Origin of the sequence: Dactylosporangium sp. NPDC051484, assembly GCF_040689395.1 — a bacterium.
Classification (GTDB): domain Bacteria; phylum Actinomycetota; class Actinomycetes; order Mycobacteriales; family Micromonosporaceae; genus Dactylosporangium.
Genome location: NZ_JBFAZX010000029.1, coordinates 15,712 through 32,206, shown reverse-complemented (window position 1 = coordinate 32,206; position 16,495 = coordinate 15,712). Strand labels below are relative to the sequence as shown.

14 protein-coding genes are annotated in these 16,495 nt (G+C 73.3%); 11 read left to right on the top strand and 3 right to left on the bottom strand.

What is annotated here, in order from left to right; translation table 11 throughout:
• Nucleotides 1-13: 13 nt before the first annotated feature.
• Nucleotides 14-1,879: a DUF4118 domain-containing protein gene (locus AB0367_RS31725; RefSeq protein WP_366230157.1), complete on the bottom strand. Its 1,866-nt coding sequence runs from the start codon at nucleotides 1,877-1,879 to the stop codon at nucleotides 14-16.
• 370 nt (nucleotides 1,880-2,249) lie between these two features.
• Between AB0367_RS31725 and AB0367_RS31720 the strand changes: the two genes are divergently transcribed.
• The 4 genes from AB0367_RS31720 to AB0367_RS31705 all read left to right on the top strand — a co-directional run bounded on the left by AB0367_RS31720 (nucleotide 2,250) and on the right by AB0367_RS31705 (nucleotide 5,328).
• Nucleotides 2,250-2,606: a response regulator gene (locus tag AB0367_RS31720; RefSeq protein ID WP_366230156.1), complete on the top strand. Its 357-nt coding sequence runs from the start codon at nucleotides 2,250-2,252 to the stop codon at nucleotides 2,604-2,606.
• 70 nt (nucleotides 2,607-2,676) lie between these two features.
• Nucleotides 2,677-4,605, top strand: coding sequence for a DUF4118 domain-containing protein (locus AB0367_RS31715; RefSeq protein ID WP_366230155.1), 1,929 nt, complete (start codon nucleotides 2,677-2,679; stop codon nucleotides 4,603-4,605).
• Nucleotides 4,606-4,660: 55 nt separating this feature from the next.
• Complete coding sequence (locus AB0367_RS31710) at nucleotides 4,661-4,945, top strand: metalloregulator ArsR/SmtB family transcription factor (protein WP_366230154.1); 285 nt, start codon at nucleotides 4,661-4,663, stop codon at nucleotides 4,943-4,945.
• A complete protein-coding gene (locus AB0367_RS31705; protein ID WP_366230153.1) occupies nucleotides 4,942-5,328 on the top strand; it encodes a VOC family protein in 387 nt (128 codons plus the stop codon). Before AB0367_RS31710 ends, AB0367_RS31705 begins: the two co-directional genes overlap by 4 nt.
• A gap of 89 nt (nucleotides 5,329-5,417) precedes the next feature.
• Here the strand turns inward: AB0367_RS31705 and AB0367_RS31700 are convergent, their stop codons facing one another.
• Nucleotides 5,418-6,104, bottom strand: a complete 687-nt coding sequence (locus AB0367_RS31700; protein ID WP_366230152.1) for a response regulator transcription factor — start codon at nucleotides 6,102-6,104, stop codon at nucleotides 5,418-5,420.
• Nucleotides 6,101-7,456 (bottom strand): sensor histidine kinase, encoded by a 1,356-nt coding sequence (locus tag AB0367_RS31695; protein WP_366230151.1) that lies wholly within the window; start codon nucleotides 7,454-7,456, stop codon nucleotides 6,101-6,103. Before AB0367_RS31695 ends, AB0367_RS31700 begins: the two co-directional genes overlap by 4 nt.
• 153 nt (nucleotides 7,457-7,609) lie before the next feature.
• Between AB0367_RS31695 and AB0367_RS31690 the strand changes: the two genes are divergently transcribed.
• From AB0367_RS31690 to AB0367_RS31660, 7 genes are all read left to right on the top strand, one after another.
• The gene (locus AB0367_RS31690) at nucleotides 7,610-8,302 is read left to right on the top strand and encodes an ABC transporter ATP-binding protein (protein ID WP_366230150.1); all 693 of its coding nucleotides are present in this window, start codon (nucleotides 7,610-7,612) and stop codon (nucleotides 8,300-8,302) included.
• Nucleotides 8,299-10,692 carry an FtsX-like permease family protein gene (locus AB0367_RS31685; RefSeq protein WP_366230149.1) on the top strand — a complete coding sequence of 798 codons (2,394 nt, stop codon included), beginning with the start codon at nucleotides 8,299-8,301 and terminating at the stop codon, nucleotides 10,690-10,692. The genes AB0367_RS31690 and AB0367_RS31685 overlap by 4 nt, the downstream gene beginning before the upstream one ends.
• Before the next feature lie 34 nt (nucleotides 10,693-10,726).
• Nucleotides 10,727-11,374, top strand: coding sequence for a hypothetical protein (locus AB0367_RS31680; RefSeq protein WP_366230148.1), 648 nt, complete (start codon nucleotides 10,727-10,729; stop codon nucleotides 11,372-11,374).
• A gap of 86 nt (nucleotides 11,375-11,460) precedes the next feature.
• Complete coding sequence (locus AB0367_RS31675; RefSeq protein WP_366230147.1) at nucleotides 11,461-12,843, top strand: ATP-binding protein; 1,383 nt, start codon at nucleotides 11,461-11,463, stop codon at nucleotides 12,841-12,843.
• A gap of 204 nt (nucleotides 12,844-13,047) precedes the next feature.
• The gene (locus tag AB0367_RS31670) at nucleotides 13,048-13,572 is read left to right on the top strand and encodes a PadR family transcriptional regulator (RefSeq protein ID WP_366230146.1); all 525 of its coding nucleotides are present in this window, start codon (nucleotides 13,048-13,050) and stop codon (nucleotides 13,570-13,572) included.
• Nucleotides 13,569-14,297: an ABC transporter ATP-binding protein gene (locus AB0367_RS31665; protein ID WP_366230145.1), complete on the top strand. Its 729-nt coding sequence runs from the start codon at nucleotides 13,569-13,571 to the stop codon at nucleotides 14,295-14,297. Before AB0367_RS31670 ends, AB0367_RS31665 begins: the two co-directional genes overlap by 4 nt.
• Nucleotides 14,294-16,489, top strand: coding sequence for an FtsX-like permease family protein (locus AB0367_RS31660; RefSeq protein ID WP_366230144.1), 2,196 nt, complete (start codon nucleotides 14,294-14,296; stop codon nucleotides 16,487-16,489). Before AB0367_RS31665 ends, AB0367_RS31660 begins: the two co-directional genes overlap by 4 nt.
• Nucleotides 16,490-16,495: the final 6 nt, after the last annotated feature.

The following is a 16,495-nucleotide window of genomic DNA, read 5'->3' as shown; positions in this document are numbered from 1 at the left end:
ACCGGGTGGTCGCTCAGGCCGCGTCGCCCGGGTCCATCGCGTCGATCGGAATCCTGACCCTGAGCGTCGTGCCGTCGCCGATCGGGCTCACGACCTCCAGCCTGCCGCCGAGCGCCTCGGTGCGGTCCTGCAGGCCGATCAGTCCGGTACCGCTGCCGGTGTCGGCTCCCCCGACGCCGTCGTCGTGGATGCGCAGCCCGAGGACCGCGTCCCGGGCCTCGGCGTCGACGCGCACCATCGTCGCCTGGGCGTGCTTGGCGGCGTTCGTGAGCGCCTCGGACACGATGTAGTACGTGGTGACCTCGACCCGCTCGGGCAGCCGCTGGTCGATGTGCACGGTGAGCTCGACCGGAATCGGGCTGCGGCGGGCGAGCGCCTTCAGCGCCGGGCCCAGCCCGCCCTTGGACAGGATCGCCGGATGCAGGCCCCGGGAGATCTCCCGCAGGTCGTTGCAGGCGTCGGTCAGGCCGTTCGCGGCGAGTGCCAGCTCCCTCCTGATCGTGTCGTGGCCGGGTGGCACCACCGACGCCTCCACCCAGCGCAGGTGGAGGGCGAGCGAGATGAGCCGTTGCTGCGTGCCGTCGTGCAGGTCACGCTCGAGCTGGCGGCGGGTGTTGTCCGCGGCGGCGACGATGCGGGCGCGGGAGGCGGTCAGCTGGGCCCGGCTGTCGGCGTTGGCGATCGCCGTCGCGAGCAGCTTGGTGAAGTCGACCAGGCGCGCCATGGCGTCCTGCGATATCGGCGCGGGCGACCTGGTCGTGACGAGGCTGGCGCCCCAGAGGCGACCCTCGACCATGACCGGGGCGGCGATCCCGGAACGGATGCCCATCTCGCGGACCATCGCGGCGGTGGGGCCTGCGGCGTTGACGTAGCTCACGCGGGCCGAGCTTCCGGTGCGCTTGATGATCCCCGAGAGACAGTCCCCGTCGAGCAGGAGGCGTGTCCCGGGCGGTATCTCGATGGCGCCGGGCTCGTAGCGGCCCGAGACGAGCGTGCCCGTGCCGTCCTGTTCGTACCGGATGAGCGCGGTGTTGCGCAGGCCGCAGATCTGACGCAGTTCCTCGGCCACCGCACCGAACACCTCGGTCGGCGGGGAACCCTGCGCGACCAGGGTGGCCACCCGGCGCAACGCCGACTGTTCCTCCATCAGCGAGGTGGCCTCCTCACGGCTGGCCCGCAGCGAGTCGGTGATCGCCTCACGGTCGACTGCCGCGCGCAGCAGCGACTCCAGCGACGGAACCAGCCGTTGCCGCAGGCGCTCGAGTGTGCCTTCGGGGAGCGCGGCCGGGACCAGCAGGGTGCCCAGCCGGGTCTGGTGATCCCACAGCGGCAACGCGGCCCGCCCGTCGTCCTCGGTGACCGCCCCGAGCTCGATAGCCGCGGACCGCAGCGCGAACACCTCCGCGATGCGCCGGGCCGCCGGAGCCAGGACCGAGCGCAGGTCACCGGCGCGCAGCATCAAGCGGGCCAGCTCGGCGGCGAGGTCGGCCTCCTGCTGCCGCTGTGTCGCCTCCGCGGCGCGGGCCCGGGCCAGGTCCGCGAGGAAGCTGGTCAGCAGCCCGGCCCCGATGAAGACCGTGACGCTGAGCAGATCCCGCCGCGGAACGAGCTCGAACGTCCAGTAGGGGCGAATGTGGAAGTAGTTGAAGGCGAGGGCGCTGAGCACGGAGGTGAGGATGCCGAGGCCGGGGCCCCACAGGCTGGAGATGATCAGCACCCCGCACAGGTACACCACGCTTCGGGCGCCCTCCGGCGTCCCCGGCCGCAGGGCGAACAGCAGCACCGTCTCCACGGTGATGAGCACCGCGGCGACCAGCAGCCCGAGCGCAAACGGTGGCGGCTTCGGGCTCAGGATCAGCGCCATCAGGCGCGCCCGCATCAGCGACCGCCCATCCACCTCGCGTCAAGACACGACGCCCCTGCCCACTTTATCGCGCCAGCCTATCGCGACCGCCGGTCCACCGCGGGCCTCGCCCGATGACGCGGATTAGGACCGCCCGGCGCGGGAAACATGGCATTGCCGGGCTCGACGAGCGACATCTGACCAAGGCGGCCGACCCAGCGTCAGGCGGCCCCACCCAGATGTGACACCAAGCGCCGGCGGTGGGTGGCGTGCTGCGCCGCCGGGCGGGAATGCGTCCGTCGTTGCGCACGCGTTACGGTTGGCCGGAGGTTTCGTCTGGTGTTTGCGGGAGCCTCTTGCCGGTTCGGCCGGGAGGCTGGGTTCGATGGGCATCCGGTGTCTCATAGTGGACGACTCGACCGCGTTTCTCGCGGCGGCCGAGCGCGCTTTGACCAGTCAAGGGATCATCGTCGTGGGAGTGGCGCAGGACGGCGCCCAGGCCATGGCCGGGGTGGACTCCCTCCGGCCGGATGTCGTCCTCGTGGACGTCTACCTGGGTGCGGAGAGCGGGTTCGCGCTGGCCGAACGCATCGAGGCGAGCGTCCAGGCCCGCCGGTGGGCGGTCCAGGTCATCCTGATCTCCAGCCACGACAAGGACGAGATGATGGATCTGCTCCAGGACAGTCCCGCCGTCGCCTTCGTGGACAAGGCGGAGCTGTCGGCGCAGACGATCCAAGGCGCCCTGGAGGATGGGCGCACGTAGGAGTCGGCCGTCGCCGATGGGTGACGGCGGTGTGGCCCGGGGTGGTACATAACCGGACTAAAGTGGCGACATGCGCGTGAGTCCGTTATCGATCCTGGTGCGGCCGACGCCCCCGTCCAAATGGTTGGGGATCTCGGTCGCTCTGCTGTTCCTGGCGCTGGAGACTCTGCTCAGCTACCCGTTGCACGCGTTCACGAAGGAGACCACGCCGAGCGTGATCTACCTTCTCGGCGTCGTGGTGGTCTCGATCGTCTGGGGGTGGTGGCTCGGGGTGGCCACGGCGCTGGCGAGCGTCGGCATGTTCGTCCTCTTCTACGTCCATCCCATCGGCAACCTCGTCGACTCCGACGTGCGGGACGTGACGTCGATCGTGGTCTTCATCGCCGTGGCGGCGGTGGCCGGGGCGCTGGCGGACCAGTCCCGCATGCGGGCCGCACGGCTGCAGGAGTCCGATCTCACCGCCGACATGGCCCGCCTGCTGCTCGACGACAACAACGACGTCGACTCGGTCCTGCCCGCGGTGGCCCAGCAGATCAGCAGCGCGTTCGACCTGCCCATGGCGGCGATCGAGGCCAAGCCGGTGGTCCCCGGCGGGGGCGGCGCCGGCCAGGCCGCTCACGCGGATGCCGGGCAGACCGTGTTTCCCCTCGAGCACGACAGCACCCTGCTGGGAGAGCTGCGCGTGCCCGCCGGTCTGCCGCACCGGCAGGTGGACCGCCTGCGGCAGCGCGTGGTCCCGCCGCTGGCATCGCTGCTGTACGCCGCACGCGAGCGCGCCGCGATGCTCAGCACGCTCGCCGCGCGAGGGGAGGAACTCCAGGCGCTCGCGACCCAGCAGGCCGCACTGCGGCGGGTGGCGACCCTCGTCGCGCGTGCCGTCAGCCCGGCCGAGGTCTTCCACGCGGTCACCGCGGAAGTCAGCCGGCTCCTGGACGACCGCCACACGACCTTGCTGCACTACGAGGCCGACGACACGGTCACGATCGTCTCGACCAACCAGCCCGGCCTGATGGCGCTCGCCGGCAGCCGCGGGCCGGCCACGGCGCCGTACGAGAACGGCAAGCTCGAGACCGGCAGCGTCGCCGAGCTCGTGCGGCGCACGGGCCGCGCCGTGCGGGCCGACTCGCGCTGCGGCGCCGACCCCGGCAGCACGCGCAGGCGCGCGCTGGGCATCGACTCGGCGGTCGCGGTGCCGATCCTCGTCGAGGGCCGGCTGTGGGGCACCATCATCGTCACCTCCGCCCGGCCCGAACCCCTGCCGCAGGACGCGGAGGCGCGCATCACGGACTTCACCGACCTCACCGCCACCGCCATCGCCAACGCCGACAACCGTACCCAGCTCATCGCGTCCCGCGCCCGCATCGCCACCGCCGCCGACGAGACACGCCAGCGCATCGAACGTGACCTGCACGACGGCGCGCAGCAGCACCTCATCGCGATCAGCCTGGAACTGCGCGCGGCCGAGGAGACCGAGATGCCGCCCGAGCAGCTGCGGGCGCAGATGGCGCGCGCGGCGACGAGCCTCACCGAGGTCGCCACGGACCTGCGGGAACTGGCGCGGGGCATCCATCCGGCGGTCCTCGGCACCGGTGGCCTGGTGCCGGCGATTAAGATGCTCGCCCGCCGATCCGCGATTCCGGTCGAACTGCACGTCGACGGTTCCGCCGGCCGCCCGCCGGCGCCGGTCGAGATCGCCGCGTACTACGTCGTGTCGGAATCGCTGACGAACGCGGCCAGGCACTCGGGCGCGTCGGTGGTGCGGGTCGAGGTCACCATGCGGCCCGACACGTTCCGGCTCGCCATCCGCGACGACGGCGTCGGCGGCGCCGACCCGGCCCGGGGTTGCGGACTCACCGGTCTCTGGGACCGCGTCGAGACCCTGGGCGGGCACATGGTCGTGACGAGCCCGCCGGACGGCGGCACGTCCCTGCTCGCCACCATCCCGATCCGGGCCGGCGAGCAGCCGGCCCTTCCGCGCCAGGCGCCGGCGCAACGCTGACGCCGGCGGTGGCCGGGCTTGATAGGCAAGCCATTACTTGCATATGCTGTACCGCGTGGCGGACGGTGACGTCTTCCGGGCGCTCGCCGACGCGACCCGGCGCACGATCCTCGACGAGCTGACCGAGCGTGACGGTCAGACGTTGTTCGAGCTGTGCGGCCGGCTGGCCATGAAGCACGCGATCACCTCGTCCCGGCAGGCGATCTCACAGCACCTGGAGATCCTTGAGGCGGCCGGTCTGCTGCGGACCCGGCGCGAGGGGCGATACAAGTTCCACCACATCGACGCCGGCCCGCTGGAGGCCATCGTCGACCGCTGGCGCCCGAAGGAGCCCCGATGAAGATCAACTTGGCGAGTGTGTTCGTCGACGACCAGGCCAAGGCCCTGCGCTTCTACACGGAGGTGCTCGGGTTCGTGAAGAAGACCGACATCCCGCTCGGTGCGGGCGTGAGCTGGCTGACCGTCGTGTCGCCCGAGCAGCCCGACGGGGTCGAGCTCGTGTTCGAGCCGGCCGGCCATCCGGCCGTGAGGCCGTTCAGGGAGGCGCTCGTCGCCGACGGCATCCCGTGGACGTCGTTCGCGGTCGACGACGTGCACAAGGAGTACGAGCGGCTCGTCGCGGCCGGCGTCGTGTTCACCCAGCCGCCGACCGCGATGGGGCCGGTCACCACCGCCGTCTTCGACGACACCTGCGGCAACCTCATCCAGATCGCGGCGCAGTAGCCGGGCGCCACCTGCCCTGCGGCCGCCGGCTGCTCGCGCCGCCGGCCGCCGCCGAGCGGGACGGCCGGGCCCCCTGGCCCGCCGCGGCGCTACGGGCCCGCCGAGCCCGGCGTGACCAGGCCCGTTTCGTAGGCCACGACGATCGCCTGCGCCCGGTCGCGCAGCCGCAGCTTGGAGAGGATCCGCGCCACGTGGGTCTTCACCGTCGCGTCACTGAGGTGCAGGCTCTCGGCCAGTTCGGCGTTGCTCAGGCCGCGCGCGAGCAACGTCAGCACCTCCACCTCCCGCGGCGTCAGCGTCGAGAGGTCCCGGTGCAGCGTGGCCGTCCGGGCGTCCCGGGAGGCGTACCGCTCGATGAGCCGCCGCGTGATCGCCGGCGCCAGCAGCGCGTCGCCGGCCCGCACCAGCCGCACGGCCGCCACGAGCTGCTCGGGGCTGACGTCCTTGAGCAGGAAGCCGCTGGCCCCGGCCGACAGCGCCGCGTACACGTACCGGTCCAGGTCGAAGGTCGTGAGGATGACGACCCGTGGCGCGGTGCCGGCGGCGTCGGCGGGGCCGGTCAGGATGCGGCGGGTCGCCTCGAGGCCGTCCATCTCCGGCATGCGCACGTCCATGAGCACGACGTCGGGCAGCGTGCGCCGCACCGCCTCGACGGCCTCGACGCCGTTGGCGGCCTCGGCGACGACCTCGATCCCGTCGGCGGTGAGGATCATCCGGAACCCGGTGCGCACCAGCGTCTGGTCATCGGCGATCACGACCCGCAGCAGTGCGGTCACGTGTCATCCCTCTCGGTGTTCTCGGTCAGCGGGATCTGCGCGACCACGCGGAAGCCACCCGTCGGGCGCGGGCCGGCGGTGAGCGTGCCGCCGTACACCGCGAGCCGCTCCCGCAGCCCGATCAACCCGCGCCCGCTGCCGTGCCCGCCCGCCGTGGCGCCGCCGTCGTCGAGGACCTCGACCCGCAGCACGCCACCGGCGGCCGACACGGTGACCCGCACGCTCGACCCGGCGGCGTGCTTCACCGCGTTGGTCAGCGCCTCCTGCACCACCCGGTAGGCGGCCAGGCCCACACCCGGCGGCACCGTCCCCGCCGAGCGGCCGGGCGGCACCGTCAGCTCGACGGGTACACCGGTCTCGCGCACCCGCGCGACGAGGTCCGGCAGCTGGTCCAGGCCCGGCTGCGGCGCCAGGTCGGTGCCGTCGTTGTCGAGCGTGAGCAGGCCGATCGCCTGCCGCAGCTCGGTCATCGCGGCCCGGCCGCCGGCCTCCACCGCCAGCAGGGCCTCCTTCGCCATGTCCGGCGAGGTGTCCATCACCTTGCGGGCCGCGCCGGCCTGCACGACCATCACGCTCACGTTGTGCGTGACCACGTCGTGCAGCTCGCGGGCCAGCCGGGCCCGCTCGCGGTCCACCGCCAGGCGGGTCGCGGCCTCCTGCTCCCGCTGCAGGGTGCGGGCCCGCTGCCGCCAGGTGTGGATCGCGTTGGCGGCCAGGCCGACCGACGACAGCAGCAGGAACGTCACCAGGCCGGACGGCAGGCCGGGCAGGTTGTCGCGGTTGAAGCCGACCACGAGCGCGGCGGCGAGGACGACGCTGGCGAGGGCCAGGTTGCGGTACCGGCTGTACATCGGCGCGCTGTAGGCGGCCACGACGGAGGCGACCACGGTCCAGGTCGGATCGGTGTCGAGGCGGTAGATCCGCATCGCGCACACCGCGATGACCAGGAACGACGCCAGGGGGTACCGGCGGCGGGTGGCCAGCGGCAGCGCGGTGAGCGCGGCGACGACGAGCAGCGGGCGGGCCGGGCCCTGCTCGTCGTCACGCGGCGCGAGCCGCTGGAATCCGTACGGGTCCGCCGGGTCGTACGGGTCGAACGGGACCGGCGCCGGGGGAGCCCCCTGGATCGGCGGTTCGGGGCGTTGCACGCTGAACTGGATGCGCAGTGGCACGTCGCCGCCCGCGTAGTGCGGCTCGGTCGTGGCGTTGATCGCGCCCGCCGCCAGCAGCAGCGCCAGGATGATGTCCGCCGCCCACGCCCACGCGGTCAGCCGGGGCTGGCTCGGCGTCTCCACCCGCAGCCAGGCCACCGCGGCCCGCCAGCCACGCGCGATCGCCTCCCGAACCCTCACCCGCACAGTCTGGCCGACGGGCCCGCGGCGGCGCGTCCCGATCGGTGCGTACATCGCAATGATGACGCCGCCGGGCCTCCGCAGCGCGGGCGACGCGAAACCGCCACCGCGGCCGACGTCCCGCGCCGCGCCGCGCGCCTAGCGTCCACAACCATGACAGAAACAGGCGTACTGATCGAATTCGACGACGTGACCAAGCGCTACGACGGCGGGACCGCGGCGCTGGACGGCCTCACCCTGCGGGTGCGCGCCGGTGAGGCGCTGGCCGTCCTCGGCCCGTCCGGCAGCGGCAAGTCGACGCTGCTCAACCTCGTCGCCGGGCTGGACCGGCCGACCAGCGGCACCGTGACCGTCGACGGGGTGCGGGTCGACCGGCTCGGCGAGGCGGCCTGCGCCCGGTACCGGCGCCGCCGCATCGGCATGGTCTTCCAGTTCTTCAACCTGCTCGACGACCTCACGGTGCTCGACAACGTGCTGCTGCCGGCGCAGCTGTGCGGGGTACCGCGGCGCAACGCCCTGCGACGGGCCGACGAGCTGCTGTCGTACCTCGGGGTCGCGCGCCACGGCAAGGCGTTGCCCGGCCGGCTCTCCGGCGGCGAGCGGCAGCGGGTCGCGGTCGCCCGGGCGCTGATGAACCGGCCGCCGCTGCTGCTGGCCGACGAGCCCACCGGGGCGCTGGACACCGCGTCCGGGCAGGAGGTCCGCAGGCTGCTCACCGACCTCAACCGCGACGGCCAGACGCTGCTGCTGGTGACCCACGACCTGGCCCTGGCCGAGGCGTGCGCGACCCGCACCATCTGCCTGGTCGACGGTCGCCTCGCGCCGAGCACGGCGGTGTCCGCGTGACGGGGGGTCTGGGGCGGGTGGTCCGCTCGGGCGTCGGGCGGCGCCGGGTGCAGACCGTCGTGATGACCCTGACCACCCTGCTCGCCGTGACCGCGTCCGTCCTCGCCGTCGGGCTGCTCGTCGCCTCCTCGGAGCCGTTCGCGCGGGCGTTCTCCCGTCAGCACGGCGCGCACCTGGCCGCGCAGTTCGACGCAGGCAAGGTGACCGCCGAACAGCTGTCCGCCACCGCGCACGCCGCCGGGGTGACCGCCGCCGCCGGGCCGTTCCCGACCGTCGACCTGCGCCCGCGCACCGCCACCGCCCACCCGTCCGGCCCGCCGGCCGGCATCGACCTGCCGCCGGTGACGATCGTCGGGCGGCCCGGCCCGGGCGGCGACGTCGACCGGCTGGAGCTGACCGCCGGGCGGTGGGCCACCGGGCCGGGGGAGATGGTCTGGGCCGCCGACGACTTCCCCTTCGAGATCGGCGACGAGTTCGCGTTTCCCGGCGCGCCGGGCGCGCCGAAGCTGAAGGTCGTCGGCCACGCCCGCTCCGTCGGCCGTACCGGCCAGATCTGGGCGTCCCCGGCCACCGTCGCGGCGCTCACCGCGCCGGGCGGCGGCGGCTTCCAGATGCTGTACCGCTTCACCAACGCCGCCACCGACGCCGACGTCAACGCCGGCCGGGCCGTCATCGAGGCGGCGATACCGCCGGGCGCCCTGCTGGGCGCCGCGTCCTACCTGCGGGTCAAGACCGACGCCGAGCACGTCGCGGCCACGTTCGCGCCGTTCGTCGTCGCCTTCGGCGCGCTCGGCCTGGCCATGTCGGTGCTCATCATCGGCATCGTGGTCAGCGGCGCGGTCAGCTCCGCCACCCGGCGCATCGGCATCCTCAAGGCGCTCGGGTACACCCCGGCGCAGGTCGCCCGCGCCTATGTCGGCCAGGCCCTCATCCCGGCCACGATCGGTGCCCTGATCGGCATCCCGCTGGGCAACCTGGCCGCGATCCCGGTCCTGCGGGAGGAGGGCGACGCGTTCGGCACCGGCGCCGCCACCCTCGACTGGTGGGTGTCGGCCGTCGTGCCCCTCGCCGCGCTCGCCGCCGTCGCGGCCACCGCGTTCGTCCCCGCGCTGCGGGCCGGCCGGCTGCGCACCGTCGCCGCGCTCGCCGTCGGCCGCACCCCGTCCGCCGGCCATGGTGCGTCGCGGGCCGGCGCCGCGCGGCACCTGCTCGGCCGGCTGCCGCTGCCCCGCCCGATGAGCCTGGGCCTGGCCAACCCGTTCACCCGGCCCGGCCGCTCGGCGACCATCGCGGCCGCGGTGGCGCTCGGCGCGCTCGGCGTCACGTTCGGCACCGGCCTGGCCCTGTCGGTCGGCGGCGTGCAGAGCGCGCTGAACCGCCGCGACGCCGGCGACGTCATGATCTACCTAGCAGGCGTTCAGGAGGCGCGCATCAGCCGGCCGGGCGCGCCGGCCCCGCCGACGCCGGACCCGGCCGCGGTCGAGGCGGCGGTCAAGGCCCAGCCCGGCACCGCGCGGTACTTCGTCAGCCGCGTCGGCGAGGTAACCGTCGCCGGCATCACCGGCATGACAGAGGTCGTCACGTTCGACGGCGACGCCTCCTGGGGCACGTACGAGATCATCGCGGGCCGCTGGTTCGCCGGGCCGGGCGAGGCGGTCGTGCCCAGCGCCTTCCTCGACGCGGCCGGCGTGAAGATCGGCGACACGCTCACGCTGCGCAGCGAGGGGCGCACCGCGACCGTCCGGATCGTCGGCGAGGTCCTCGACCTCAGCTCCGACGGGCGGCGGGTCATCACCGACGTGCGCTCCGTGGCGGGCCTGAACCTCACGGACACCAGGGGCGGCGGCGTGTACCACGTCGACCTCGCCGACGGCACCGACCTCAAGGCCTACACCTCCGCCCTCAACGCGATCATCGAGGACAAGGGCGGCCACGCGGAGGTCAACGCCGGCGAGATCAGCGGCACCGTGGTGGCGATCGACACCCTTGCCGGCACCCTCACACTGCTGCTGGTGGCGGTCGCCGGCCTCGGCGTGCTCAACACCGTCGTGCTCGACACCCGCGAACGCGTGCACGAACTCGGCGTGTTCAAGGCGCTGGGCATGGCACCGCGGCAGACCGTCGCGATGGTGCTGACCTCCGTCGCGGGCATCGGCCTGCTGGCCGGCCTGGTCGGGGTGCCGGCCGGGATCGTCCTGCACGACTGGGTCCTGCCGCGGATGGGCCACGCGGCCGGGACGCGGTTCCCGCCGCACATCCTGCGGGTGTACGACGTGGCGCTGCTCGTCCCGCTCGCCCTCGGCGGCCTGGTGATCGCCCTCGCCGGCGCGCTGCTGCCGGCCGGCTGGGCGGCCCGTACCAGCACCGCCCGGGCGCTGCGCACCGAGTAGCCGCACCCGGTACACCCGGCTAAGGTATTGACACATGGAGCTGCAGCGCAGGCGGCGGTCCCTCGGGCTCGCCCTCCTCATCGTCGTGTTCGGCCTGGTCGGCCTGGTCTGCGCGTGGGGAGCCGCCAACGTCGGGTCCACCGTGTTCTACGCCGTGTGCGCCGCCCTGGCCCTGGCCCTGGGCGCCGTGCTCGTGCGCGACGAGCTGCGGCCCTTCCAGTTCGCGATCTCCGAGCAGGGCGTGACGACGCGCGACGGCCTCGTCGAGTGGGCGGCCATCGAGCAGGTCGTCCTCGACGAGCCGACCCCGCCGGCCACCTCGGGCCCGCACCTGGTCCTGCAGCCCGGCGACCGGGTCGTGCTCAAGCTCGACGACGTCCGCCAGAGCCAGGACGAGATCGCCGAGGCCCTGCAGCGCTACGCCGGCGGCCGCTTCGACAACCGCATCGCCCGTCGCGGCGACCGCGCCGACTTCTCCTTCGTGCTGCGCGGCTACGACCAGGGCCACGTCGACAACCTGCTGCGCCGTGCCACCGACGCCCTGCTCAGCGGCGACCCGGCCCAGCGCGCGCAGGTCCGGGCCGACCTGGAGCACGCCGACCTGGTCCCGGTCCTGCGCGGGTACGACCGCGCCCAGGTCGAGGCCCACCTGCGCAAGCTGCATGCCCGCCTCGGCGACTGATATCGGCTGCCGCCGTGGCGCCGGTCCGTCACGATACGGACCGTGCATATAGACAGATGGATGCGTGACGGACTTCGGGGGATTCGGTGGACGAGCGTACGACGGACTTCGTGGCGGCCTTCCAGGCGTTCCTGGACGAGGTCGTGCAGGAGCATCGGCAGAGCCGGGACGACGACGGCGAGGCGCTGCTTCCGGTGCTGCGCGAGCACCTGGGCGCCGATCCGCGGCGGCTGCCTGTGATCACCGAGGACGTCCCGGCGCAGCTGTTCGTCGATCTCGACATCGCGTTGAGCGAGGTGCAGCAGCGCGCGGAGCATCACCGGCTGGTCGGGGTCGGTGGCGGGGAGCAGCGCCGCCACCAGTCGCTGAGCGAGATCCTCGACCATGCCGGGCGCTACGGCCAGTTCCCCGTGGCCGCGGTCGACTACACGAGCATCGCCACCGGCCCGGACACCGCCCGCCAGGCGGTCACCTTCGGGCTGCGCCTGTTCGCCCACGACGGGGCTGCGGTCGCGGTGCTGCAACGCTCGGCGGAGCCGAGGTTCGGCCAGCTCACCGCGCGGATGGAGATCCTGACCCCGGCGGAGGGCGTGGCGGCGGGCCTGATCGCGACCGTTCGCGCGCTCATGCTGCACCGGTCGGTGCTGCGCGGGCAGGTGCTGTCGCTGGGCGGGTCCTCCTACGAGCGGGGCGTCGGCGAGATCACCTTCCACCGCAGACCGGCGGTGGGCCAGGACGAGATCATCCTCCCGGCCGGTGTGCTGGACCGGGTCCGCCGCCACGTCGCCGGCATCGCCGAGCACCGTGAGCTGCTGCGCGCGGCCGGCCAGCACCTCAAGCGCGGGATGCTGCTCTACGGCCCGCCCGGCACCGGCAAGACCCACACGGTGCGCTACCTGCTCGGCGCGCTGCCGGAGCTCACCGTGCTGCTGCTGGCCGGCCCGGCGATCGCGTACGTCGCGGAGGCCGCCCGGATGGCCCGGGCGCTGCAACCCGCCCTCGTCGTGCTGGAGGACTGCGACCTGGTGGCCGACAGCCGCGACCGGCACGCCGGCCCCCAGCCGCTGCTCTTCACCGTGCTGGAGACGCTGGACGGCCTCGGCGACGACGCCGACGTCGCGTTCCTGCTCACCACCAACCGGATCAACGTGCTGGAACCGGCACTCGCCCAGCGCCCTGGCCGCGTCGACCTGGCGGTGGAGATCCCGCTGCCCGACGCCGACGCCCGCCGTCGCCTCATGCGGCTCTACGCCCGGGACCTGCCGTTCACCGTGGCGGCGCTGGAGGGCGCCGCGGACCGGACCGACGGCGTCACGGCGTCGTTCGCCAAGGAACTCCTGCGCCGCGCGGTGCTGATCGCCGCCGACGCCGGACACGCCCCCGCCGACGCGGACCTCGACCAGGCGCTGGACGAGATGCTGTCCCAGGCCGAAGCGGTCACCCGCTCGCTGCTGGGCACCACCACCTGATCCCGGCGCCGAACCGCTCTTCCAGGTCCGCGCAGTTTCTGTGAGCGACATTGGCGCTGGTCAGTGCACTTGCGCCTCGAGCCGATGCGTGGCTCGCGGGTTCGAACCCCGCCCATAACAGCGAGGCGTCGGACCAGCCTTCCGGCGCCTCTTTCGCACCGCTGTAGATATCGCATGTAGATATGACGTGTATAGTCACGGACCGTGGACAACACCACTGTGTTGCTCGGGCTGCTGGGAACGGGTGCGAGCTATGGCTACGACCTGAAGAACAGCTACGACCGCTGGTTCGGCATGAAGAAGCCGCTGGCGTTCGGGCAGGTGTATTCGACCCTGACACGGATGATCCGCAACGGCTGGATCGAGATGGTCGGCGAGGAGGCGGGGGCCGGGCCGGACCGCAAGCGGTACGGGATCACCCCGGCGGGACGCGGCCGCGTCCAGGAGTGGATGTTCACTCCCGAGGTGCCGTCCGAGACCCTCCAGAGCGACCTCTTCGCAAAGACGATCATCGCGCTGCTGCTCGGCGACGACGCCGGCCGCCTGCTGGACCTGCAACGCGCCCGGCACATGGCCCGGATGCGTGAGCTGACCAAGGAGAAGCGGGGTGCACGCCTGGCGATCGTGCTGGCGTGCGACCACGCGCTGTTCCACATCGAGGCGGACCTGCGCTGGATCGACCTGACGGCGTCGCGCCTCTCTCAGCTGCGGGCGGAGATGGCGAGGTGAGCGAGGTCGAGGTGATGGGCGCGCCGTCGCGGGCGGCCGGAGGAGGACCGGTTCCGCTGCTGCGTGCGCGCGGGCTGTGGCTGAGGTTCGGGCTGACCGAGGCCCTGCGCGGCATCGACGTGGATGTGCACGCCGGGGAGGTCGTGGCGATCACCGGGCCGTCCGGCTCGGGCAAGTCCACGCTCCTGCACGTGCTCGCCGGTGTTCTGGTCCCCGATCACGGCACCGTCGACTACAAGCAGGTCCGCCTGACCGCCCTTGACGAGGCGGGCCGCTCGCGGTTGCGGCTGGGCGAGTTCGGGTTCGTGTTCCAGCACGGCCAGCTCCTGCCCGACCTGTCCGCTGTGGACAACGTGACGATTCCCCTGCTGCTGGCGGGCACCAGGCGTCGCGAGGCGTTGCGAATGGCCGGTGCGTGGCTCGAGCGACTCGGGCTGGCCGAGCACTCCGGCAAGCTGCCGACGCAATTGTCCGGCGGCCAGGCGCAGCGTGTCGCTGTGGCCCGGGCGCTGGTCACCGAGCCGGCCGTCCTGTTCGCCGACGAGCCGACCGGATCGCTGGACTCACTCGCCGCCGAGCACGTGATGCTCGCCCTCACCGAGGCGGCGCGGGCGACCGGCACCACGGTCGTGCTTATCACCCACGACCCGCGCACGGCCGCGTACGCCGACCGGGAAATGATCGTCCGCGACGGACGGGTCACGTTCGCAGGGCCGGCCGGATGAGCCTCTTCTCGCTGGCGAGGCTGGTCACGGCCGGCGGCCGGGGCGCGCGGAGCAGGCTGGCCGGCATGGCCGGGGGTGTCGCGGTCGGCGTCATGCTGCTGCTGTTGCTGTGGGGCGCGTCTGACGGCCTCGCGTCCCGCACCGAACGCTCGACCTGGACCACGCTGAGCTCCGGGGTGTCGGCCCGGGAGGTCGGCGACCCCGCAGCGGCCGCACCGGGCGACGACACGGTGCTGGCGCAGACCGTGTCGGACTACTTCATGGGACGGACGATCACCCGGGTCGACGTCGCCGCGTCGCCGGCCTCGACCGTGGCCGTACCCGGGGTCGGGCGCGCTCCGCGGGCCGGCACGTATTACGCCTCTCCGGCGCTGGCCGCCCTCATCGACGCCCACCCGGCCGACGAGCTCGGCGCCCGCTACGGCACGAGGGCCGGCATCATCGGCGACGCGGGGCTGGCGGGCCCCGACTCGCTGGTCGTCGTGGCGGGGACGGCGGCCGGCGACCTGGATCCGTCGCGAGGCGGCAGCGTGTCGGGTGATTCCCAATTCGGCGTCTGGTCCATCGCTGGGTTCCGTGGTGCCGCGTATCCGAGCGTCGCCTACCGTACGGTCGCGATCATCGGCGCGATCGCCATCCTGCTGCCGGTCCTGATACTGGTCGGGATCGTCACGCGCCTCGGTGCGGCCCAGCGCGCCGAGCGCTTCGCCGCGCTGCGCCTCATCGGCGCCACACCCCGACGGGTCGCTGACATCGCCGCCGTCGAGACCGGCGTGACCAGCCTCGCCGGCGCCCTCGCCGGCGCCGTCCTGGCCTGGTTACTCATCCCGGTCGCCGCCAGGATCGAGGTGGGTGACGGCCGGTTCTTCCGTACGGACCTGACCGTGGCGCCCTTCACCGTGGTCGCCGTCGTCGCGGGCGTCGTCGCCGTCTCCACCGCCGTCGCGTGGTGGCGCACCGCCCATGCCGGGATCGGGCCACTCGGCGTCAGCCGCGAGCGCTCCGAACGACGTCCCGCAGCCCTTGCCGTCGCGCCGCTGGTCGCCGGTGCGGCGCTGATGCTGGGCGTCACGCTCAAGTCCCTGCTCGACTCGCCGATCCACGGCACGGCAGTGCTCCTCGTCCTGGGCTTTCTGCTGGTCTCGCTCGGGCTGGTGACCTCCGGACCGGTGCTGACGTTCTGGGTGGCCCACCTCGCGGCCCGCGGGGTCCGGGGCACGGCCGGGGTCATCGCCATGAACCGGATCCGCCGGCACCCGCGGGCCACGTTCCGCGCGGTCAGCGGCCTGGTCGCGGCCGTGTTCATGGTGTCGGTGTTCGCGGCGGCCGTCACCACCGTCACCGGCGAATCCGCGCGTGCCGACGGCGCCGACCGGCTCCCAACATCCACAGTGGTCGCCCGTCTCGGCATCCGGCCCACTGAAGCGGACGCGGCGATGACGCGAGCGTCCCGGGTCGCCCGCACCCCGGGAGTCACGGTCGCGGTGATCGGCTACTCCCACCCCGAGGAGGGATACGTCTTCGCCGCGTCTGACGCCGCGTGGCTCGGGCTGCCCGTCCCCGCCGGAGCCGGCCATGTGCGAGTCGCCAGCGACTACTTCGAGGGCGGCCCGCCGATCGTCTCAGCGGCAGCGCCACCCGGCACCACACCGGCGATCCTTCTGGTCGCCACCGACGGCACGGCGAGTTCGACTGAACGCGCCCGCACCGCGGTTTTGCGCAGCGGACTGCGAACGGTGCTGCCGCCGGCGACGCGAACCGAGCTGGCGGCATCGGCGCTGGAGACGACGGCGAACCGCTACGCCGGCCTCGCGGGTCTGGGCATCCTGGTGGCCACCGTCATCTCCGCGGTCTCGCTGGCGGTCTCGACCACCGCCGCCGTTCTCGACCGCAAGCGGATGCTCGGCCTGCTGCGGCTCATGGGCATGCCCGTGTCGACCGTACGGCGCGTCATCCTCGCCGAGGCCGCGCTTCCCCTCGCCACGGTCTTCGCCCTCTGCGTCGGGCTCGGGTTCCTGGTCGCCTGGTGCGTCGTCGCCGGCCTCACCCAGGGACGCCGTACCGTCGGCTGGCCGGACCGATCCTACTTCCTCGCCCTCGCCGTGAGCCTCCTGCTCGCCGCCGCCGCAGTGGCCGGCACGTTCCGCACGGCGCGTAAGAACACCGAGATCTCGACGACCCGCTTCGAGTAAGACGAC